Source organism: Paenibacillus sp. FSL H7-0737, assembly GCF_000758545.1.
Taxonomy (GTDB): domain Bacteria; phylum Bacillota; class Bacilli; order Paenibacillales; family Paenibacillaceae; genus Paenibacillus_AQ.
On sequence record NZ_CP009279.1, the window covers coordinates 3750223 to 3772345 of the forward strand.

Here is a 22123-nt window from a genome sequence, read left to right on the forward strand (position 1 = left end):
TGATTAAAAAGGTGTCTCCGCCATGTATCCATCATGGCTAGAGACACCTTTTTACCGTACACCCATTCTTTTTGATCGACTATGATTCAATTGCTAATTGGCCCGTATCCATATTTTGAAGAACTAGCTTGCCTTCCAGTGGTGTACCGTCTTCGCTGGTAAGCTTTAGCTTGCCCGTCCGACCTTTCTCAATCAATGCCTTCACTTGTGTATCCGTGAGTATACGACCATGATTCTCTTTCCAGATCACGAATTTGCAGCCTTCCTTGTAATGAGAGCAGCCGTAGCCTTTTTTACCCATAAAAATCATTCCACCGCAGCCGGGACGCGGACAGTTTCCGATGACCTTAGGCCCTGAATTGGCAGATTCCTCTTCACTACTTGCCTTGCGCTTTCGCGGCGCCGCAGGTTTGTCGGTGGTTTTACGAGATGTACTTCCAGCATTTCGCCCTTTAGCACTTGTATTGACAGAAGGCGTCTCCCCTTCAAAAGAGGTTTTGGACGCCCGGGATTGTACTCGTACTTTGTCTACGATCATGCAGGCGAATCTTTTTACATTCTCCATAAACTGCCCATCCGACGCCGTTCCTCTCGATATTTCGTTCAAACGACGTTCCCATTGTCCGGTCATTTCCGGTGAAGTCAACAGCTCAATACCCGCTCCACGAATCAGCTCAATGGCTGTTCGTCCTTTTTGTGTGATGGCAATTTTTTTGCCCTGCATTTCGATGTATCCGACATTCTTCAGCCGTTCTATCGTTGCTGCACGGGTAGCCGGAGTTCCAAGCCCTGAATCCTTCATAGCATCGCGAAGCTCTTCATCCTCAATCTGCTTTCCGGCACTTTCCATCGCTCGAAGCAGCGTACCTTCTGTGTAATGCTTGGGTGGCTGAGTATCTTTCTCTTTAACAATAGCCTCACTACAAACCACTTCTTCTGCCGGAGCAATAGAAAATGGTTCGTTCACTTCGATCTCTTCGTCCTCTTCGTCATCCTTGTTCTTACCCTTGGAAGTCTTCGCTTTATCCTTCTTCTGGTCCGCGTAAATGACCTTCCAGCCGAGGCTTAATAATTCCTTGACTGTGGTTTTGAACTTTTCCTCTTCTACCTCGGTCATCACCGTATGCACTTTATACTCCGCTGCCGGATAGAACTGAGACAAAAAACGCCGCACAATCAAATCATACAGCTTTCCTTCATCTGCACTAAGTCCTGATGCTTTACGATATGTAGGCAAAATCGCGTGGTGATCCTCAACCTTCGAGGGGTTGCAGATGAATTTATTCCCTTTATGAACGAGATTGCGATTCGCACCCTTCACCCACTCATCATAAGCCGTCCCTTGCAGCGCGGATAATGTCTTATGCATCTCAGGAATATTCTGTTCTGTAACATAGTTGGAGTTCGTCCTCGGATAAGAGATCACCTTATGCTTTTCGTATAATGCTTGAGCGATATCAAGCGTCTTTTTTGCGGAAAAAGCGTACTTTCCATTCGCCTCACGCTGCAGCAGCGTCAAATCGTACAGCTTATTCGGATACTCTTTTGTTTCCTTAACCTCGTAAGACTCAATCCGGCCCGGTTTTCCTTTGACCTTGGCAGCCAGCGCCTCCGCCTTATCCCCGTCTGTCAGCCGATCCCCCTGCCACATCCCTTTATAGGTCATTTCATTCTGAGTAAAATGTCCCTCCACCTCAAAAAACTTTAGGGAAGAGAACGCCTCAATCGTCTTCTGACGGTCGTAAATCAGCGCGAGTACGGGAGTTTGAACCCTACCCACGGACAGCAGCACATTATGCTTTGTAGTAAAAGCGCGTGATCCGTTCATACCGATGAGCCAATCCGCTTCACTGCGAGCTTTTGCTGCTTTCGTTAGATTCTCGTACTCCGATCCATCCTTCAGCTCCTGGAATCCTTTGCGAATGGTCTCTGGCGTCAGATCCGAGATCCACAACCGCTTCACAGGATGCTCCAGCTTCAAATGTCGTTGAATGAGTGAAAAGATATGCTGCCCTTCTCGCCCGGCATCGCATGAATTCACTAGAAGATCGCTACGTTTCGCAAGATCTCCAATTACCTTAAGCTGGTCGATTGTCCGCGCATTAGGAACCAGTTTGAACTGGTCTGGAATAATGGGCAGATCATTAATATTCCACTTTTTGTATTTAACATCATAAGCATCCGGCTCGGCCAAACCGATTAGATGCCCTATTGCCCAAGTAATAATGTACTGCTCCCCTTCAAGATAGGAACGGTAATTTTTGGCCTTCGGTTCTATTGCGGCGGCGATATTCCGCCCCATATCCGGTTTCTCCGCAATAATGAGTGTCTTCAAAAACAATCGCTCCTTACCTTTTCGTTCTTAAGTCCAAAATGCGTCCAGTATTCTATTATACCATTAACCTCGGTTTTTTTTAATGGATTGGTTAGTAGGCCTAGATAAAATTCAGACTTCCCTTTGTCTTTTCTATGAATTAGAATAGTTTGGTAAACGAGTTTTATATATCGGAGGAATCAAAACGTGTCTGAAAATCACAAATTTACAGAACCTTATAAGGACAAAAAAGGTCACTATTTAAAAGCAGAATGTGAGAGCTGCTTCGGTTTGTGCTGTTCCGCACTACCTTTTTCAGCTTCAGTGGATTTTGCTATGGATAAAGCAGCTGGCCAGCCGTGCCATAACCTACAATCAGACTTTCGCTGTGGTGTACATACAGATTTAAGAGCGCTTGGATTTCGTGGTTGTACTGTATATGACTGTTTTGGGGCTGGGCAAAAGCTTTCTCAGGTTACTTATACCGGTGAGGACTGGCGGAAGAATCCAAAAACTGCAAAGCAAATGTTCGAGGTATTTACGGCCATGTGGCATTTGCACGAATTGCTATGGTACTTAAATGAATCATTGAACTTAGATATAACCCATTCAATACATGTTGAGCTGCAAACAGCACTCGATGAGACGGAACAACTCACTTTACTTAACCCTGATTCTCTACAGAAGGTGAATGTTGACGCTCATCGAGCAAAGATTAATCTGTTACTGCTGCAAGTCAGTGAACTTGTGCGTACTGAGGCTCGTCGTAAACTAAAAAAAGCATCGAGAACTTTCAGCCGTGGTGCTGACCTTGTCGGCGCAAATCTTAAAAATGCAGATCTCAGAGGCGCCAACCTGAGGGGAGCCTATTTGATTGCCGCTGACCTTAAAGGCGCTAATCTTAGAGGTGCAGATCTTATTGGTGCAGATTTCCGTGACACTGACCTTAGGGGCGCTGATCTATCAGAGAGCATTTTTCTAACTCAGGGTCAGATTAATGCGGCAATAGGTGATGATCTCACAAAGTTACCTCCAGCACTTTCCCGCCCTGAACAATGGCTTTCAGTTTGAGTTATAGAAGTTTAATTCAGCTGCGAAAAGAATTCTTGGATACGAGAAACTGCTTCTAACTTTTCTAAGACTTCTTTACCCGCAGCGGAGGCTCTTTCTAGATACTCCACCCTACCTTGTGCAGCCTCCTTACCGACTACTAGCGTTACGGGTATACCAATCAAACTTGAATCCTTAAATTTAACGCCAGCACGTTCATCCCTATCATCTAGCAGCGTCTCAAAACCGAGCTTAGTAAGTTGATTATAAAGCTCCTCTGCAACTTCCAGTTGCTCCGAGTCCTTTATGGACATCATCAAAATATGAACCTGATAAGGTGCTAATGCAACTGGCCACATTATTCCTTGATCATCATGATTCTGTTCTACAATTGCGGACAATAGTCGCGAGATTCCAATTCCGTAACAACCCATGATCATAGGCTGACTTTTGCCTGAACGATCTAAAAAGGAAGCTCCAAGCTTCTCACTGTATTTGGTACCTAATTTAAAGACATGTCCGATTTCAATGCCTTGATGAAAATGAAGAACGCCATCCTCGCAATGTGGACAAGCTTCTCCTTCCGCTACATTGCGAAAATCCCCCACATACTCAAGCCCAAAATCTCTACCAGGTACAACATTACGGAAGTGATAATCTTTTTCTCCTGCTCCCGTCGTACCTTCCGTCATCTCAGCAACTGCGGCATCAACTAGTACAGTTAATTGAAGTCCCACAGGCCCCACAAACCCACTCTCTACACCCGTTAAGGATTTCACAGCTTCATAGTCAGCAAGACCGATCTCCATCGCTCCGATATATTTACTCACTTTTATCTCATTAACTTCATGATCTCCTCGAACCACTACAGCAAAGAATTGTCCGCTACCTTCGTAGATCAATGTTTTCATAATCTGCTCTGGCTGGATCTCCAACTCCTGCTCTAATTGATCAATTGTACGTAAATTTGGAGTATGGAATTTCTCTATCGCTGGTACTTCGAAATTCATTTCCTTCTTAACAGGACGCACAGCTTCTGCCTGTTCCAGATTGGCTGCGTAATCGCAAGAGGAACATACCGCAATCGTATCTTCCCCGATATCAGCCAGTGCCATAAATTCATGGCTGCCCCCTTCTCCGCCAATTGCACCAGAATCTGCATGAACAGCTCTGAACTTCAATCCACATCGCTTAAATATCCGGTGATAAGCATCGAACATTTGGTGGTATGATTTATCAAGTCCTTCTGAGCTTATGTCAAAAGAGTACGCATCCTTCATCAAGAACTCTCTTCCTCTTAGCAATCCGGAACGTGGTCGCCGTTCATCTCGAAACTTAGTCTGAATTTGATACACGGTAACAGGAAGCTTACGATAGGAGCTGATCTCATTCCGCACAAGTGTGGTTACTACTTCTTCATGCGTTGGACCGAGAATGAATTCCCGCACATGACGATCCTTAAAAGTCATCAACTCCTTACCATAAACATCATAACGTTCTGATTCCTTCCAAAGTTCCGCAGGCTGCATGGATGGCATTAAAATCTCCTGCGTTCCGGAATGATCCATCTCTTCTCTCACAATCGCTTCTATCTTTCGCAGAACCCGCCGTCCAAGTGGTAAATAGGTATACACTCCAGCAGCTAATTGACGGATATACCCCGCACGCAGCAGTAGCTGATGACTGTTTGTCTCCGCTTCCGAAGGCACCTCACGCAGTGTTGTTAATAATAAATTGCTTTGTCGCATCTTAAATACCCTCCTCAGAAATTATCTCTCTAAATGCAAAAAGACACATTCGTCAGGGACGAATGTGTCGTGATACCACCCTTATTTAACTGCCAGCTCAACATACAATCCATTCTGATTTGGCAATCCTCAAATCGGATAACGGTCGATTCCGGTAGCGGGTTAGTAGATACTATCGCTACAGCTACCAAGGCAGGATACCACTCACACGTGTTTGAGGAACCTTTCACCCGGTGGGTTCCCTCTCTGTTCTAACGCTTCTTGAATCGTAGATCCTTGGTCAATGCTTTTATCATGTGAATAATGTATTTAATTTATATGATACTGATATCTACGTCAAGCATCGCTTTATTTAAAAAACCGTTTCTCCAGCAGGTAAACTGCTTTTGAAACGGCTTATTAGACAATTATTATCTTAACGTTTTAAACAAGAACGGTTGAACCCATCAGGTATTTATCCACTTCACGCGCAGCTTCGCGTCCTTCGTTGATGGCCCATACAACCAAGCTTTGACCACGTCTCATATCGCCAGCAGCAAACACTTTATCCACGTTGGTATTGAATTTACCATAACGTGCTTTCACATTGGAACGACGATCTGTCTCAAGATCAAGCTCTTGAATAATATCTTGTTCTGGCCCATCAAAACCGATGGCTATCAAAGCTAATTGAGCAGGATACACAGCTTCGGTACCTGGAACAGGTTGATAGATCTTACGACCTGTCTCATCCACGATCCGGCGGATCTGTACAGTATGCAACTCTTTCAAGTTACCTTCATCATCACCAACAAATTTAGTAGTCATGATAGAGAACTCACGCGGGTCATCCCCAAATATGGCTTTAGCTTCTTCTTGCGCGTAGTCTAGGCTATATACATTCGGGAATTGTGGCCAAGGGTTAGCAATCGGATCACGCTGAAGAGGTGCTTTTTCATGTGTACCAAATTGAGTGATACTGCTGCAGCCATGACGAAGTGCTGTAGCAACACAGTCAGATCCAGTATCACCACCACCCAAGACGATCACGTCTTTACCTTCAGCAGATACATAGTTGCCATCTTCAAGATTGGAATTCAAATAGCTCTTAATCGTACCATTTAAATAGTCCATGGCGTACATAACACCCTTAAGCTCACTGCCTTCAACGTTAAAACGACGTGCCTTTGTAGCTCCACCACACAGAACAACCGCATCATATTCATCCACTAGCTGTTGAGCAGGAATATCCTTGCCAATCTCTGTATTCACTACAAAATTAATACCTTCTGCAGCTAATAAATCTACACGACGTTGTACAACTCTCTTATCGAGTTTCATAGTGGGAATGCCATATGTCAGCAGTCCGCCGATGCGGTCACTGCGTTCAAATACAGTTACTGTATGTCCAGCCTTATTAAGTTGAGCTGCTGCTGCGAGTCCAGCAGGTCCAGAGCCTACGATTGCAATCTTTTTGCCTGTACGTTTCTCTGGAGGATTAGGTACAACCCAGCCTTCTTCAAAGCCCTTATCAATAATAGCTAGCTCAATGGTCTTAATGGTCACCGGCTGTCCAATTAGACCCACTGTGCAAGAGCCTTCGCAAGGAGCAGGACAAATGCTTCCAGTAAACTCAGGGAAATTATTCGTCTTATGCAGACGTTCCAGGGCTTCTTTCCAGAGTCCGCGGTACACCAAATTATTCCACTCTGGAATTAGATTATGAACTGGACAACCCGAGGTTCCTCCAGCCATATCAATTCCTGTATGACAATACGGCGTTCCGCAATCCATGCAGCGCGCTCCTTGTGTCTGAAGCTCGTCCTCGGATAAATGATGGTGGAACTCCTCCCAGTCTTTTACCCGCTGCTCAGGATCCCGATCACCTGGGAGCTGCCGTTTATACTCCATAAAACCTGTAGGTGTAGACATGTTTACGTTTCCCCCATCCGTTCTCTTCGTGTTGAAGTATAGTACATTGTAGCATATTGCGGCTTCGTATGGTCGTGAGCAGCGCAATGAAGTACCTGCACATTCTATACCTGTAGATTATCATTTCTAATTTTAATTATAGTAGCACTCATTACTTTTGCACAGTAATGGATTAATCTACTGATTTTTTGTACTATTTCACATGTTATGTCAGAGAAAACGTTTTATTGCTATTCCGTACGTTCATAAACAAGAAAACGGTAATCATACGGATTCTTTTCATCACGAATTCCCTTCTTATTGGAAACTTCTTTCCACACACTCCAGTCAATATCAGGAAACCGGGTATTCCCTTCAAAATCCTGTTCAATTTGCGTTAACATCAACTTGTCAGCATACGGCAACATCAGCTTATAAATTTCCGCACCGCCGATCACCATCAGCTCATCGTCTTTTCTACCCTCGCTGAGAGCTTCCTCAAGTGTGTGTACAACCTTTGCACCTTCAGGAGCATAGTCAGTATCTCTAGTCATAATTAAGCTTGTTCTGCCCTTTAGAGGCTTCCCTCCGAGCGAATCCCACGTTTTGCGGCCCATAAGCATTCTCTTCCCCAGTGTTTCTGCTTTGAAATAAGCGAAATCAAGCGGTAAATGCCAAGGCATATCATTATCTTTTCCAATAACATGATTGGTGCCCATTGCCCATATTAAGCTAATACTCATGATACACGCTCCTTCCTACCTATATAGATCAAAAAATCTTGATAACCATTAATTTATACTGCGATCGGAGCTTTTATCGAAGGATGCGGATTGTACCCTTCAATGATAAGGTCTTCCAGCTCGATATCAAAAAGTGATTTCTTATTTGAATTAATAACCAATGTAGGCAATGGTCTTAAATCTCTTGATAATTGCTCTTTTACTTGATCAACATGGTTTGAATAGATATGTGCATCACTAATGCTATATACAAACTCGCCTACTTCTAGACCACACTCATGTGCTATTAAATGTGTAAGTAAGGAGTAAGACGGGATATTGAAGTTAGCTCCAAGAAAAGAGTCAGCGCTGCGCTGCAGCAAGTGACAGCTTAATTTACCATTTGCAACATAGAACTGGAACATAACGTGGCAAGGTGGTAACGCTGCTTTACTCCCTTTTGCCCCAGCATTTATAACATCTTCCGGGTTCCATGCGCTTACAATTAAACGACGAGAATCAGGATTTGTTTTGATCTGATGAATTACATCTTGTAATTGGTCAATGGATTCACCCGTAGAAGATGTCCAATTTCGCCATTGCTTACCATAAACATTCCCTAGGTCACCATGCTTCGCTGCGAACGCATCATCTTCTAAGACACGATCACAAAATGCTTTCATCTCTGCTTGATAAACTTGATTGAAGTCTTCATCAATTAAACAACGATTCCCGAAATCAGTCATATCTGGACCTGTATATTCGTCTGATTCAACCCATCTTTTGAAAGCCCATTCATCCCAAATATGATTATTATTTTTCAATAAATAACGAATGTTTGTGTCGCCTTTAATAAACCATAATAATTCACTTGCGATTAAACGGAACGGTGTCCGTTTTGTTGTAAATAATGGGAAGCCTTTTGATAAATCAAATCGCATTTGATAACCAAATACACTAATAGTACCCGTTCCGGTACGATCTTCTTTTTTTACACCATTATCTAAAATATATTGTAAAAAATTCAAATAGGTTTGTTCTAACTCATTATTCAATTTAATGCACCTCCGTAATATTTCACCTCATATATTATATCTGAAAAATCCGAATTTTGTAGAAGGTAAGATATTTTTTAAATTTATTTAATAATCCGAGGAGTTCACTACTCTGATATTCTTAACTCTACTCTAACCCCATAAGCACGAAGTGAGGCTTGTCCACCTACAGGGAAAGTAATCATTGGGGAGGTATGTCCAAAGTCCACGTCTGCAATGACAGGAATGTCTGATAGCTCTTCTTTTGAAGTTATGATTTTGATCAACAGTTCTTTAGTCATACGTGATCCTTGTTGGAATCTGCCAATAACCAATCCTTTAACATGCTGAAAATCTGGTTGATGAATCAGCGATTGTAAATCCCGATCAAAGGTTGCAGGCGATGACTCATAATCATCCTCAAGAAATAATATCGAATTTTTTAAACTTGGCATATACTCCGTTCCCTGCAAAAGATTTAATGTACACAGGTTCCCACCGATAATTGTCCCTTTCGCTTCTCCATCATTGATAATGAACGGACCTTCATTTCTGATAAATACACGGTTCTCCTGGTCCAGATACCACTCATCATCACTCCAATGCTTCGAAGGCCTCACCACTATTTCTTTGTTGTCCATCATCAGCTTACGGAAATATTCGGTGGTATATTCATTGTCGTGAAGCATTGCAAAGCTAGAAAAATGTGGTCCGGAATATGTAACTAATCCTGTTTTAGCATAGATTGCATTACTTAAAGCAGTAATATCCGAATACCCGCATAATCGTTTAGGATGCTCTGCAATGATGGAATAGTCGATATAACGTAGCAGTTGATTGCTATTAAAGCCTCCAATGGTCGTAAGAATCCCTTTAACATTCGGATCTAAAAAAGCTTCGTGCAAATCCTCTATTCTAGAATCGATCGATGAGGAAACAAAATCATCCTTCTCAAAAGAATTTACGGAAAATGATATCCGAAAGCCTAATTTTTGTAGCTGTTCTTTGGCAATTTTCCTTTGTTCAGCAGCGATTAACGATAGACTTCTGGCAGGTGAGATGATTCGCAACTCATCACCAGGCTTTAACTTATTGGGTTTCATCATTTGTCCTCCCTATATAAGTTTTTAAAATACGGATGAATGATTTTATAGTGTATTCGCTCAAATTGTTTCATCTCCTCCCATTATATCCTTTTTCAAAAAAGTGGAAAACTCAAAAAGGCGAAACGCAAATGCGTTCCGCCTTTCAGTGCCTGCTAGAGCAATTGGGTAGTGAAATTATTTCATTACGTGAATAGGATGACCTTCAACCAGTTCAGCAGCTTCCATGACGATTTCGCCAAGGGTTGGGTGCGCATGAATAGTCAAAGCGATATCTTCAAGTGTTGCGCCCATTTCGATTGCCAAACCGAGTTCAGCGATCAAGTTAGAAGCTTCGATACCAACGATTTGTGCACCAAGCACAAGATTGTTTTCGGAGTTAGCAACAATTTTGATGAAACCTTCTGGGCTGTTCAAAGATACGGCGCGGCCATTCCCTGCAAATGGGAACTTACCAGCTTTCACTTTGTAGCCTTTGTCTTTCGCTTCTTTCTCAGTTAAACCAACGCTTGAGCACTCAGGATCTGTAAACACAACTGCTGGGATGACTTTGTAGTCAACAACAGATGTAAGTCCTGCAATCGCTTCTGCGGCAATCTTACCTTCGTAAGAAGCTTTGTGAGCCAACGCCAGACCTGGAACAACGTCGCCGATAGCGAAGATGTTAGGAATGCTTGTGCGACCTTGATGATCGACTTTGATCAATCCACGCTCGTCGAGTTCAAGACCGATCAGGTCTAGTCCAAGTTCACCATCAGTGTTAGGACGACGGCCTACAGTTACAAGTAAGTAATCCGCAGTAACTTCTTTGGATTCGCCACCAACAGAATATTTCACGGTAACTTCCTTGTCGTTCTGTACAGCACTTTCAGCTTTAGCGTTAGTTACGATTTCGATGCCAGTTTTAGCCATGTTTTTCGCAACAAGACGAGTCATATCTTTATCAAAGCCTGGAAGTACAGTATCCAAACCTTCGATGATTGTTACTTTAGTACCGAATTTGGAGTACATTTGGCCAAGCTCAGCGCCGATGTAACCACCACCGATTACGATCATGCTCTTCGGAATTTCTGGAAGCTCAAGAGCTTCAGTCGAAGACAGAATGCGGCCACCGAATGGGAAAGGTTTCAGTTCAATCGGACGGGAACCTGTTGCAATGATACAGTGTTTGAAGCGGTAACGTGGGGATTCATGATCATTGAACACACGTGCTTCTGTGTCGCTGATAAACATGCATTCGCCGTTAAATACTTCAATTTTGTTGCCTTTCATCAAGCTAGTCACACCGCTAGTCATTTTCTTAACTACGCCGTTTTTGAACTCTTGAGTTTTGGCAAAATCCACTTTAACGTTCTCAGCAGTAACACCGAAAACTTCACCATGCTTAGCAGATTCGAACTGATGTGCAGCAGCAATCAGTGCTTTAGAAGGAATACATCCACGGTTCAAACATACACCGCCGAGTTCCGATTTATCCACGATGAGGACTTTTTGGCCGAGCTGGGCGGCACGAATTGCCGCCACATACCCACCAGGACCTGCACCAATGACCAATGTGTCAATATCTAGAGAAGCGTCTCCTACTACCATAATTATACCTCCATAACCAGCAGCTCAGGATTATTGAGCAGCGATTTAATGTAGTTCATAAAGTTTTGAGCAGTCGCACCATCGATAATACGGTGGTCAAAGCTGAGTGACAACGCCATTACAGGAGCAACTACGATTTCACCATTCTTAACTACTGCTTTTTCACTGATACGGCCAGTTCCGAGGATAGCCACTTCAGGGAAGTTAATGATTGGAGTAAAGAACATACCGCCAGCAGAACCAATGTTACTGATGGAGATCGTGCTGCCCTTCATTTCGTTAGCAGACAATTTACCGTCACGACCACGAACTGCAAGGTCAGTGATGCTGCTAGCGATCATCCAGATGCTCTTACGGTCAGCATCTTTGATAACTGGAACGATCAAGCCGTTTGGTGTATCAGTAGCGATACCGATGTTGTAGTATTTCTTGTAAACAATCTCGCCTGCTTCTTCATCAATCATAGCGTTAAGCGCTGGGAATTGACGGGAAGCTGCAACCAATGCTTTAACAATGAACGGAAGGTAAGTAACCTTAACGCCTTTTTTCTCAGCGATTGGTTTCATACGTGTACGGAATGCTACCAGTTCAGTAACATCTACTTCGTCCATAATTGTAACGTGAGGTGCAGTGTAAGCCGATTTAACCATTGCATTGGCGATCGCTTTACGAATGCCCTTGTAAGGTACACGTTCTTCTTCAAGACTAACATTACCGCTCGCTGCTGCAGATGTTGCTTTAGCTTCAGTTTTAGCAGCCTTAGGAGCTTCAGAAGCTGCCGCTGCAGGTGTTGCCGCTGCCGCAGGTGCTGAACCACCTTTCAAGAATGCTTCAACGTCTTCACGAGTGATTTTGCCGCCTTTTCCAGTTCCGTTCACTTTAGAGATATCCACTTTTTGCTCACGAGCAAATTTACGAACGCTTGGTGTAGCCAACACATCACGGTCAGGCGCAGGTGCTGCACTAACAGATCCACCTTGTTTAGCATCAGATGGGCTAGTTGCTGCAGGGGAAGAAGTGGTATTTGCACTTCCTTTTGCTGCATCTGCTTCTGCGGAAGCATGACCTGCTTGTTCAGGAACGTCACCTTCTGCAGCAATGATAGCTACAACATCGCCAACACGGCATACTTGACCATCTTTAGTCAGAACTTCCAACACAGTACCGTTCACTGGACAAGGAACTTCAACTACTGCCTTGTCATTTTGAACTTCCATGATGATATCATCATCGGTTACTTTGTCACCGGCTTTGATATGCATTTTGATGATTTCACCTTCATGCAGACCTTCACCCAGTTCTGGGAACCGATATTCAAAGTTCGCTGATTTAGCATTCGCAGGAGCTGGTGCAGCAGGTGCAGGTGCAGCTTCTTCAGCAGCATGACCTTCTTGCTCAGGCACGTCGCCCTCAGCTTCGATAATAGCTACAACTTCGCCAACACGGCAAACTTGGCCATCTTTAGTCAAAACTTCCAACACGGTACCGTTCACTGGACAAGGCACCTCAACTACCGCCTTATCATTTTGAACTTCCATTACGATATCATCATCCGTTACCTTGTCACCGGCTTTGATATGCATTTTGATGATTTCACCTTCATGCAAACCTTCACCTAGTTCAGGGAATCGGTATTCAAACTTTGCCACTTTGAAAACCTCCTTGTGAAATTGGGACTGATCTTATGGTTAGAATTCAGAAGAAGAAACGACGTTGTCATCCATAAAGGATGACAACCGTTTCTCATAGAAAAAATATTTTAGAAATCCAAAACTTTCTTCACGCCTGCAATAATACGCGCAGGGTTTGGAAGCCATGTATCTTCAATTTGTGCGAATGGATATACTGTGTCCGGACCTGCGATCCGAAGAACAGGTGCTTCCAAGTGCAGCAATGCTTTTTCGTTAATTTGTGCAATAACCTCAGCAGCAACACCGGAGCTCTTTTGAGCTTCTTGTACTACGATAGCACGGTTAGTCTTCTTCACAGACGCTACAATAGTGTCGATGTCGATTGGACTTACAGTACGAAGGTCAATAATTTCAACGTTAATGCCTTCTTTTTCGAGTTGCTCGGCTGCTTTGGTAGCTGTATGTACCATCAGCCCGTAAGTAATGATAGATACATCAGCACCTTCACGTACTACGTTAGCTTTGCCAAGTTCAACAGTGTATTCACCTTCTGGCACTTCAGCACGGAATGCATGGTAAAGGTTCAAATGCTCCATGAAGAATACAGGGTCATTGTCGCGGATAGACGCGATAAGAAGTCCCTTAGCATCATATGGGTTTGAAGGAATTACTACTTTAATACCCGGGCTTTGTGCAATCAAACCTTCGAGTGAATCTGTATGAAGCTCAGCAGCCTTAACTCCGCCACCAAAAGGAGTACGGAATACGATTGGAGCATTATATTTACCGCCAGAACGCCAGCGCAGACGTGCCGCTTGAACAACGATCTGATCAAGTGCTTCAAAGATAAAACCAACGAATTGAATTTCTGCAATTGGGCGGAAGCCTTGTACACCAAGACCAAATGCCAGACCACCGATAGCGGACTCAGCTAGTGGAGTATCAAAAATACGATCTTCGCCAAATTCCTTTTGCAGCCCTTCCGTTACACGGAAAACGCCACCTACATTACCAACATCCTCTCCGAAGATAAGAACGTTAGGGTCACGATTCAGTTCAACGCGCATCGCGTCGCGGATCGCTTCTTTCATATTCATTTGTGCCATTGCCTGATATCCCCCTTATTCAAAATCGGCTTTTTGCTCTTCCAGATGTTTAGGTGTTACTTCGAACATGCTGTCGATCAAGCCAGGTATAGTCATTTTTTCGGTTTGTTCAGCTTTTTTAATCTGCTCGTTAACAGTAGCTTTCGCTTCGTCTTTCACGCGCAGCGTATCTTCTTCAGTCCAAAGACCTTTCTTCTCCAAATACTTGGCAAGACGGTTGATTGGATCCTTTTCGCTCCATTGTCCTTCTTCTTCTTTCGAACGATATTTACTTGCATCGTCAGAAAGGGAGTGTGGACGGAAACGGTAAGTTACAGCTTCGATCAATGTAGCACCTTCGCCATTACGTGCACGCTCAGCAGCGTCACGAACAGCACTGATTACTGCAAAGATGTCCATGCCGTCAACTTTAATTCCCGGGATACCAGCTGCAACCGCTTTGTGAGCGATCGATTTGGAAGCTGTTTGTTTTGCGAATGGAGTCGTAATCGCGTAACCGTTGTTTTGAACAAAGAAGATAACAGGCAGTTTAAAGCGACCAGCAAAGTTCAAGCCTTCATAGAAGTCGCCTTCAGAAGAACCGCCATCACCAGTGTAAGTAATTGCAACACTCTTTTGTTTCTTCAATTTAAAGCCCATTGCAATTCCTGTAGCGTGCAGGATTTGCGCGCCGATGATAATTTGTGGCATCAATACATTAACGCCATCAGGAATAGCTCCACCATGTTGGTGTCCACGGGAATATAAGAATGCTTGGTACAATGGAAGTCCGTGCCATACTAGCTGCGGAATATCACGGTAGCCTGGGCATAAGAAGTCTTCTTTCTCCAAAGCGTACTCGCTACCAATCATAGTAGCTTCTTGACCGGATACCGGTGCGTAGAAACCAAGACGGCCTTGACGACCAAGATTTACTGCACGATCATCCCAAGTACGGGTAAATACCATACGATACATAATTTCTTTCAGTTGATCGTCGGTTAAATCAGGCATTTTATCCTTGTTGATAATTTCTCCATCCGGGGAAAGTACCGTTAGAGCCTCGACGTCCTCTGTATACACTTCATAAGGAACTTTACTCATTATCTTCACCTCAATAAAAAAATTTGAATATCAGCTGCCTCTGTTATAATATTATTATACACCTGTTTGGTTACTTTCGTCAAAGAAATACTTATAAAATTTATATTCCTTTAAATTTTGTATGTATAACAGGTGATTTATTTTTATATAACAGTTTAAAGCTTTTGGAACAAGTAAATGATTAATCACACAGTTACTCAGCTATTCATTTTAGAGCAAACCGTTGTGTATTGCAAAATTCGACAAGAAAGGTGACGTGGCAACTATGAGCGATTCTGTTTTTCTGAAACGCACAATTGTAAAAGAAACGCTTTGGAGTAAACATCTGCAGGAGGAACGTAAATTACGCATCTATCTTCCTCCCGGCTACAACGAAGTCTTGAGCTACCCAGTGGTGTACTGCCAAGACGGCGAAGAGTTCTTTAACTTTGGCCGTATCGCTACACTCGCTGGACGTCTTATTATAGAAGAAGACGTGGAGCCCTTCATCATTGTTGGTGTCGAAGTAGACGTCGCTGTTCGGACTCAAGAATACGCTCCTTTTGGAAGCAGATTCAAGCAGTACTTATCTTGCTTTTCCGAAGAGATTATTCCCTTCATTGAACAAAAATATCCTGTGCGCCGTACTCCGGACGAACGAATCTTAGCAGGCGACTCCCTTGGGGGCAGTGTATCGCTCCACCTTGCACTTGCTTATCCTGCGATCTTCACACGTATCATCAGCCTTTCCGGTGCATTCTATCCTGAATCCCGCGACATGCTGGCTAAAGAAGAGGATCTCTCCTGGCTCAACATTAATATGGTCGTTGGTCTGCAGGAAACAGAATACAAAACGGATACTGGCATTTATGATTTTGTTCAGATGAATCGAGAAACAAAAACATTGCTTGAATCACGCGGAGCAACCGTATCCTACCGAGAGAAAGACGGACTTCATCTCTGGGGCTTCTGGCAGAAAGAGCTACCAGAATCTCTACTCTATTTCTTAAACGCATAATGACCTATTGATAGTAGTAAATAGTGAACATCTAAAGAACAGTATGTAGATTACTTGATTACGCTTACAGTTAAATCCAGCAATTCCCCTCGATTTACCATATGAATCATACAGAGAGAGCTGTAATCTGAATGGGTTACAGCTTTTCTCTTATCATTCTTTCCAGCAATATGTCACAGCCCGCGTTGATCAAATCATATACCTGTTCAAAATTACCTGTAAAATACGGATCCGGCACTTCGCGCAGCTCCTCCTCAGGCAATAAGTCCATGAAGAACATTAGCTCGGCGTCTTTCCCGCCAGGAATCTTTCGAACATTCTCTCCATTAGACTTGTCCATGCAGACGATATAGTCAAATTTTTGAAAATCTTCACTGTCGACTAGCCGTGCTAACATGTTCTCATAGCTAATGTCGTTCTGATCAAGGATACGTCTTGTTCCTTCATGCGGCTCTTTTCCTATATGCCAATCTCCAGTTCCCGCTGAATCTACAAGAATCTTATCAGATAGTTCTCGTTCATTAATCTTATGCCGCAGAACAGCCTCCGCCATTGGTGATCGACAAATATTACCCAGACATACAAACAGTACGCTTACGATTTCGTTCACCTCCCAGTTGTTAAACCTAAATATATGTGAATTTATACTCAAAAGATCGCACACTCTCATTTTAGCGTTGTCGAGGTCAATTGTGCAACCTTTCGATCTGCATTATACTGGACAGGATACTCAACAAGAGGTTTAAGAGGAGGAATGGATGTTATGTCATCCAAACGAGTCGTAATTTTTGCAGGTGGAGAACTGTCTCCAGAATATTTCAACCTATTAGATGAAGATGATTTTATTATCGGTGCGGATCAGGGAGCGCTATTTCTCATTTCACACGGATATACACCAGATATAGCAGTAGGTGATTTTGATTCCGTTTCGCCTGAAGCGCTTCAAGATATTAAATCCAAAAGTAAGAAGACTATCACCTGTGATGCCGTGAACAAAGATTTGACAGATAGCGAGATGGCGTTAGATATTGCAATGGATCAGCAACCTGATTCTATTCTACTATTAGGTGTTACGGGTACTCGAATTGACCACTCCCTGGCTAGCATTCAAATGATGACAAGAGCCCTACAACGTCAAATCAACTGCCACGTCATGGACACGCATAACTATATAACCCTTACAGGATCCCAGGCTGTTATCAACGATTTAGGCTATACCTACGTTTCTTTACTGCCTTTAACCCCAGAAGTATCGGGTATTACCTTAGACGGATTTCAATATCCATTGACGGACGCTACACTAAAGCTTGGACAATCACTTGGTGTGAGTAACAAACTGGTTTCATCCTCAGGGACGGTTACCATTCGAAGTGGATTGTTGCTGATCATTCAGAGTAAAGACTAGATACATACGGATCATTTTCAACTTAAAAATGCTACTATTTTATAGTTTAGAAACATCATTGTAACTTTTATCTCAAATTCGAAAGAGCCGTGAAAACTCTTTTGTACCAAGGGTTTTCCGGCTTTTTTAAGATAATATTACATCAAATTATTAATTTTTTGTAACTTTTAATGAATTTTTAATAAAACGCTTACAACCCATACCCAGCCTCACTTTATTGCACCTCTTCCAATTTTTATGTCATAGATAACCTGCTATACTACGAATCAGGCAAGCAAGACAGACAAACACAACAACAAAGACTAACACCTTGGAGGTAATACAACATGAATAAACAACAATGGATTAAAAAAGCGATTGTTATAGGAATGGTTACTACAATGGGCTTGGGTACAATGATGGCAACAGGCGTAGGCGCAACGAAAGTTGAAGCAGCTTCCGTATCTAAAGGTCAAAGCGTAGTGAATCTCGGGAAGAAATATATGGGAGTGCCTTACAAATTCGGTGCATCCACTTCTACTACTAAAGTTTTTGACTGCTCTTCTTTTACAAAATACATCTTTAAACAATATAATGTAACACTGCCTCGTACGGCTGCAGCTCAATCTAAAGAAGGAACAGCCGTATCTAAAGCGAATCTTCGTGTAGGCGATCTTGTATTCTTCTCCAGCGGTAGCAGAGCAACTGGTAAAAACGTAACTCACGTTGCTGTTTATGCCGGCAATGGTAAAATTCTGCACACTTACGGCAAACCTGGTGTTACGATTTCCGATCTTAACTCCGGTACTTGGAAAAAAACATATTTAAAAGCTCGCCGCGTACTGTAAACAACGACTCTGTAGTAGAGTTCTAACTATAATAGAGAAATAGTCTCAGGATGTGGTGCCGCCTTCGGGCGCCCTCATTACATATCCTGTTCCGCGAACGGTGTGAATCAACTTGTTCCGGTGACCTTTATCCATTTTCAAACGGATATGTCTGATGTAAACATCTACAACATTGGTATCTGCGTGAAATTGGTAACCCCATACTTCCTTAAGTATCTCGACGCGAGAGCATATCATTCCTTGGTTCGCAGCGAGATAATACAATAGATCAAATTCTTTGGGTGTCATTTTTAACTCGATCCCGTCGCGACTTACAAACCTGCGGCTGGGATCGAGCATTAAACCATCGACTCTCAGTATTTGATTTAAATTTCGACGCCGTCCAGTAAGGGTTAACAAATTTAGAATTCTGTGTTTGAATTCACCGGTATGTAAAGGCTTTGTCATATATTCATTACCCCCGGCTGAGAACGCCGAAACTGCCCCAGTTCCAGATTCAGATTGTTCACCGGAAATCACCATTACCGGTAGAATCATCCCCTCAGCTCTTACAGCGGAAATTATGTCCCAGCCTTCCCAAGTCCCCACCTCGCATAACTCAGCAAGCAGCAGTACCGGTTCTACTTTTGATATGGATAAGCGGAGATCCTCGGGATCTTCGCTTTTTGTTGCTTCAAGTCCAATATCTTGTAGCACACTTTCTATAACGGTTCGATCTTCTTCTCTACTACTGCTATCAGCCATATACCATATTATTTGCTCAATCACAAAGTTCCCCCATATCCATATGACTTGCACCAGCATCACTGCGGTACGTATAGAATTCCCGGAAAACAAAAAGACCATTCCTAAGAAATGGCCTGAACACCTATTTACAGCTTCTTTATCCAAAATATCGATGATAAAAGCTCCGAGCAGCAGCAATATCTTTTGTTCCATGAATCAACGCTCTACCATCAGCAAAAATTACTAACCGATAAGGCCCTTCTATAAAAGAAATCAGATAAGCGTTGCTGTCCACGCTTCCGCTTCCTAAACGAGACAAACGGTCCGCAGTTTCCTGCAAGTTAAGCTTCTGTGGTCTCGCAGGGCGAATTTGTACTGTATCCCTTCCACAAAGAACATCGCCTCGTTCGGTATTCGCTGCCATTAGATAGGGATAGATCGGATGACTCCCACAAGAAGGGCAGTTTTTCTTTTTGGCAGCTTTCACTCCAATTTCATGGTATTCATTCCGCCACACATCAAACGTTAACAGTTTGTTTCTTAATTGTTCTTTACGCTTACCTAGTAGTTTCAGCGCCTCTGCCGTTGCATTTGCCGTAACTAGTTGTACTGCTTGCGGAAGTATACCTGCGGTATCACAAGTATCACCTCCTAGCGGTACTGTACCTAGAAGACAATGGAGACATGGAGTTTCTCCTGGCAAAATCGTATAGGTTATTCCATAACTCCCTACACATGCACCATAGATCCAAGGAATACCGTGCTTTTGCGCCATATCATTAATAATGAGCCGAGTATCAAAATTGTCTGTACCATCCATGATCAGATCAACCCCTGAAACAAGCCCTTCCAACTCTTCGGCACGAACATCTATAACATAGGCTTCAATAACGACCTCAGAATTAATCTGTTGAAGTTTGCGCTGCGCAGCAGCAGCCTTAGGCATACGTTCAATAGCATCTACCTCAGTATAGAGCTGTTGCCTCTGAAGGTTACTCCACTCTACATAATCACGGTCAGCTAAAATAATTTTGCCTACCCCGCAGCGTACCAGCGTCTCTGCAATCCCTGTACCAAGCGCACCTGCTCCCACTACTAAAACACTAGACTGCGCGAGCCTTTCTTGTCCCTCTGCTCCAAATGGCGCAAATCGCACCTGACGAGAATAACGATCTTCACGACCATCTGTATGAATCATTCGGTTTCCCTCCCCGTATCCAAAAACCGGAGAACAGCAGATCGTCTGCTATTCCCCGGGAGTATGAAGATTCTATACTTGTACTGCTGACCACTGTTCAACATCCCAAATTTTCGTAACCCAATCTTCATAGAAATCAGGTTCATGGGAGACGAGCAGGACTGTGCCTTTATATTCTTGTAATGCCCGCTTCAGCTCTGCCTTGGCAATAACATCAAGGTGATTGGTAGGTTCATCGAACAGAACCCAGTTGCTCTCACGCATCAACAGCTTACAGAGACGGACCTTAGCTTGTTCGCCACCACTCAGCATGCTAAGCGGTCTGGTAATATGCTCATTTTTCAGACCACATCGAGCTAGATGTCCACGCACTTCATTCTGAGTTAGACTAGAAAATTCATTCCAGACATCCTCAATAGGTGTAAGATTAGCTGCTTTCACTTCTTGTTGGAAATACGCTGAGTTCAGATAATCTCCTAGATAGGTTTTACCGCTATACGTAGGAATCACGCCAAGAATAGTCTTCAGTAGCGTCGATTTACCGACACCATTGCAACCAGTTATAGCGATCTTTTCTCCACGTTCAATGGTCATGTTCAGCATAGGAAGCAACGGACGGTCGTAACCAATCTCGAAATCAATGCCTTCGAAGACTGTTTTCCCGCTGGCCCGACTTTCTTTAAACTTAAAGGTAGGTTTTGCAGCTTCTTCTGGTCGATCAATTCGATCCATACGATCCAACTGTTTCTCACGGCTCTTCGCCCGTCCAGATGTGGAGGCACGAGCTTTGTTACGCTGAATGAAATCCTCTTGTTTCTTAATAAAATCCTGTTGTTTCTCATAAGCATCTATGTGTTGGATCTTATTCATCTCGGCCATATTCAGAAATTTCTCGTAGTTCGCAGTGTATCGAGTAAGTTTGCCGAACTCCAGGTGATAAACCACATTTACGACTTTATTCATGAATTCCGTATCATGAGAGATCAATATAAATGCATATGGATATTGCTTCAAATAGTTAGTTAACCAGTCGATATGCTCAACATCCAAATAGTTAGTAGGCTCATCCAGCAATAGTACATTCGGTTTCTCAAGCAGAAGCTTCGCGAGCAGAACCTTTGTGCGCTGACCCCCACTTAGTGAAGCGACATCACGGTCAAGTCCAATAACGGATAGGCCAAGACCATTCGCCATTTCCTCCACTTTTACATCAATAAGATAAAAATCTCCGATGTCCAGCTGTTCCTGAATGTCCCCCATTTGCTCGAGTAACATCTCTAACTCTTCAGGAGAAGCGTCGCCCATCTTTTCAGTTATAGTTAGCATTTCCTGTTCCAGCTCTAAAAGTGGCAAGAAAGCGTCCTTCAATACATCACGGATGGTTTTCCCTGGCGTTAAGATCGTATGCTGATCCAAGTAACCGTAACGGACGCGAGGCGTCCACTCTACTTTTCCACTATCCTTCAACAGTTTTCCAGTCAAAATATTCATAAGCGTCGATTTTCCTACGCCATTTGCTCCTACGATTCCTACATGCTCACCCGGTAACAACCGGAAAGAAACATTTTTAAACAACGTCCGATCCCCAAAATTGTGGGAAACGTCTTCTACACTAAGTAAACTCATAAATTCTCCGCAAGCTCCTGTCTATACTTAAATAATGCGTAATAAGAAGAAACGACGTTGTCATCTTTTAAAG

The 22123-nt window shown here is 43.2% G+C and carries 18 protein-coding genes; 4 read left to right on the forward strand and 14 right to left on the reverse strand.

The features are described from left to right. Nucleotides 1-79: 79 nt before the first annotated feature. Nucleotides 80-2335: a type IA DNA topoisomerase gene (locus H70737_RS16235; RefSeq protein ID WP_042188790.1), complete on the reverse strand. Its 2256-nt coding sequence runs from the start codon at nt 2333-2335 to the stop codon at nt 80-82. 186 nt (nt 2336-2521) lie between these two features. Between H70737_RS16235 and H70737_RS16240 the strand changes: the two genes are divergently transcribed. Continuing rightward, complete coding sequence (locus H70737_RS16240) at nt 2522-3385, forward strand: pentapeptide repeat-containing protein (RefSeq protein ID WP_042188794.1); 864 nt, start codon at nt 2522-2524, stop codon at nt 3383-3385. Nucleotides 3386-3396: 11 nt separating this feature from the next. Here H70737_RS16240 and H70737_RS16245 read toward each other — a convergent pair whose 3' ends face one another. From H70737_RS16245 to pdhA, 9 genes are all read right to left on the reverse strand, one after another. After that, nucleotides 3397-5112 (reverse strand): proline--tRNA ligase, encoded by a 1716-nt coding sequence (locus H70737_RS16245; RefSeq protein WP_042188796.1) that lies wholly within the window; start codon nt 5110-5112, stop codon nt 3397-3399. Nucleotides 5113-5535: 423 nt separating this feature from the next. Beyond that, on the reverse strand, nt 5536-7023 hold the full coding sequence (locus H70737_RS16250; RefSeq protein ID WP_042188798.1) for a glutamate synthase subunit beta: 1488 nt from the start codon (nt 7021-7023) through the stop codon (nt 5536-5538). Nucleotides 7024-7253: 230 nt separating this feature from the next. Next, nucleotides 7254-7745: a dihydrofolate reductase gene (locus tag H70737_RS16255; RefSeq protein WP_042188800.1), complete on the reverse strand. Its 492-nt coding sequence runs from the start codon at nt 7743-7745 to the stop codon at nt 7254-7256. Between the two features lie 53 nt (nt 7746-7798). After that, nucleotides 7799-8779, reverse strand: a complete 981-nt coding sequence (locus tag H70737_RS16260) for a thymidylate synthase (protein ID WP_042188802.1) — start codon at nt 8777-8779, stop codon at nt 7799-7801. A 107-nt stretch (nt 8780-8886) separates the two neighbouring features. Beyond that, entirely contained in the window at nt 8887-9861 is a 975-nt protein-coding gene (locus tag H70737_RS16265; protein ID WP_042188804.1) for a S66 family peptidase, read from the reverse strand. A gap of 177 nt (nt 9862-10038) precedes the next feature. Then, a complete protein-coding gene (lpdA, locus tag H70737_RS16270; RefSeq protein ID WP_042188806.1) occupies nt 10039-11451 on the reverse strand; it encodes a dihydrolipoyl dehydrogenase in 1413 nt (470 codons plus the stop codon). Between the two features lie 2 nt (nt 11452-11453). Next, complete coding sequence (locus H70737_RS16275; protein ID WP_042188808.1) at nt 11454-13100, reverse strand: 2-oxo acid dehydrogenase subunit E2; 1647 nt, start codon at nt 13098-13100, stop codon at nt 11454-11456. 110 nt (nt 13101-13210) lie between these two features. Further along, complete coding sequence (locus H70737_RS16280) at nt 13211-14188, reverse strand: alpha-ketoacid dehydrogenase subunit beta (protein ID WP_042188810.1); 978 nt, start codon at nt 14186-14188, stop codon at nt 13211-13213. Between the two features lie 15 nt (nt 14189-14203). Further along, on the reverse strand, nt 14204-15271 hold the full coding sequence (gene pdhA / locus H70737_RS16285; protein WP_042188812.1) for a pyruvate dehydrogenase (acetyl-transferring) E1 component subunit alpha: 1068 nt from the start codon (nt 15269-15271) through the stop codon (nt 14204-14206). 265 nt (nt 15272-15536) lie between these two features. Between pdhA and H70737_RS16290 the strand changes: the two genes are divergently transcribed. Continuing rightward, the gene (locus tag H70737_RS16290) at nt 15537-16268 is read left to right on the forward strand and encodes an alpha/beta hydrolase (RefSeq protein ID WP_042188815.1); all 732 of its coding nucleotides are present in this window, start codon (nt 15537-15539) and stop codon (nt 16266-16268) included. Between the two features lie 136 nt (nt 16269-16404). Here H70737_RS16290 and H70737_RS16295 read toward each other — a convergent pair whose 3' ends face one another. Further along, the gene (locus tag H70737_RS16295) at nt 16405-16869 is read right to left on the reverse strand and encodes a low molecular weight protein-tyrosine-phosphatase (protein WP_042194033.1); all 465 of its coding nucleotides are present in this window, start codon (nt 16867-16869) and stop codon (nt 16405-16407) included. Nucleotides 16870-17031: 162 nt separating this feature from the next. Between H70737_RS16295 and H70737_RS16300 the strand changes: the two genes are divergently transcribed. Both H70737_RS16300 and H70737_RS16305 read left to right on the forward strand, forming a co-directional pair. Further along, nucleotides 17032-17673 (forward strand): thiamine diphosphokinase, encoded by a 642-nt coding sequence (locus H70737_RS16300; protein ID WP_042188817.1) that lies wholly within the window; start codon nt 17032-17034, stop codon nt 17671-17673. A 326-nt stretch (nt 17674-17999) separates the two neighbouring features. After that, the gene (locus tag H70737_RS16305; RefSeq protein WP_042188819.1) at nt 18000-18500 is read left to right on the forward strand and encodes a C40 family peptidase; all 501 of its coding nucleotides are present in this window, start codon (nt 18000-18002) and stop codon (nt 18498-18500) included. 45 nt (nt 18501-18545) lie between these two features. On the opposite strand, the gene H70737_RS29860 is transcribed toward H70737_RS16305, so the two are convergent. The 3 genes from H70737_RS29860 to H70737_RS16320 all read right to left on the reverse strand — a co-directional run bounded on the left by H70737_RS29860 (nt 18546) and on the right by H70737_RS16320 (nt 22050). After that, entirely contained in the window at nt 18546-19439 is an 894-nt protein-coding gene (locus tag H70737_RS29860; RefSeq protein ID WP_052404318.1) for a response regulator transcription factor, read from the reverse strand. Then, nucleotides 19384-20424 (reverse strand): ThiF family adenylyltransferase, encoded by a 1041-nt coding sequence (locus H70737_RS16315; RefSeq protein WP_042188821.1) that lies wholly within the window; start codon nt 20422-20424, stop codon nt 19384-19386. The genes H70737_RS29860 and H70737_RS16315 overlap by 56 nt, the downstream gene beginning before the upstream one ends. A 72-nt stretch (nt 20425-20496) precedes the next feature. Next, nucleotides 20497-22050: an ABC-F family ATP-binding cassette domain-containing protein gene (locus H70737_RS16320; RefSeq protein ID WP_042188823.1), complete on the reverse strand. Its 1554-nt coding sequence runs from the start codon at nt 22048-22050 to the stop codon at nt 20497-20499. Nucleotides 22051-22123 lie beyond the last annotated feature (73 nt).

Excerpts from the sequence above, each read along its gene's own strand:
- H70737_RS16245 (WP_042188796.1), bottom strand. The coding sequence starts at position 5,112 with ATGCGACAAAGCAATTTATTATTAACAACACTGCGTGAGGTGCCTTCG.
- H70737_RS16250 (WP_042188798.1), bottom strand. The coding sequence starts at position 7,023 with ATGTCTACACCTACAGGTTTTATGGAGTATAAACGGCAGCTCCCAGGT.
- H70737_RS16255 (WP_042188800.1), bottom strand. The coding sequence starts at position 7,745 with ATGAGTATTAGCTTAATATGGGCAATGGGCACCAATCATGTTATTGGA.
- H70737_RS16265 (WP_042188804.1), bottom strand. The coding sequence starts at position 9,861 with ATGAAACCCAATAAGTTAAAGCCTGGTGATGAGTTGCGAATCATCTCA.
- lpdA (WP_042188806.1), bottom strand. The coding sequence starts at position 11,451 with ATGGTAGTAGGAGACGCTTCTCTAGATATTGACACATTGGTCATTGGT.
- H70737_RS16280 (WP_042188810.1), bottom strand. The coding sequence starts at position 14,188 with ATGGCACAAATGAATATGAAAGAAGCGATCCGCGACGCGATGCGCGTT.
- pdhA (WP_042188812.1), bottom strand. The coding sequence starts at position 15,271 with ATGAGTAAAGTTCCTTATGAAGTGTATACAGAGGACGTCGAGGCTCTA.
- H70737_RS16290 (WP_042188815.1), top strand. The coding sequence starts at position 15,537 with ATGAGCGATTCTGTTTTTCTGAAACGCACAATTGTAAAAGAAACGCTT.
- H70737_RS16300 (WP_042188817.1), top strand. The coding sequence starts at position 17,032 with ATGTCATCCAAACGAGTCGTAATTTTTGCAGGTGGAGAACTGTCTCCA.
- H70737_RS16305 (WP_042188819.1), top strand. The coding sequence starts at position 18,000 with ATGAATAAACAACAATGGATTAAAAAAGCGATTGTTATAGGAATGGTT.
- H70737_RS29860 (WP_052404318.1), bottom strand. The coding sequence starts at position 19,439 with ATGGAACAAAAGATATTGCTGCTGCTCGGAGCTTTTATCATCGATATT.
- H70737_RS16315 (WP_042188821.1), bottom strand. The coding sequence starts at position 20,424 with ATGATTCATACAGATGGTCGTGAAGATCGTTATTCTCGTCAGGTGCGA.
- H70737_RS16320 (WP_042188823.1), bottom strand. The coding sequence starts at position 22,050 with ATGAGTTTACTTAGTGTAGAAGACGTTTCCCACAATTTTGGGGATCGG.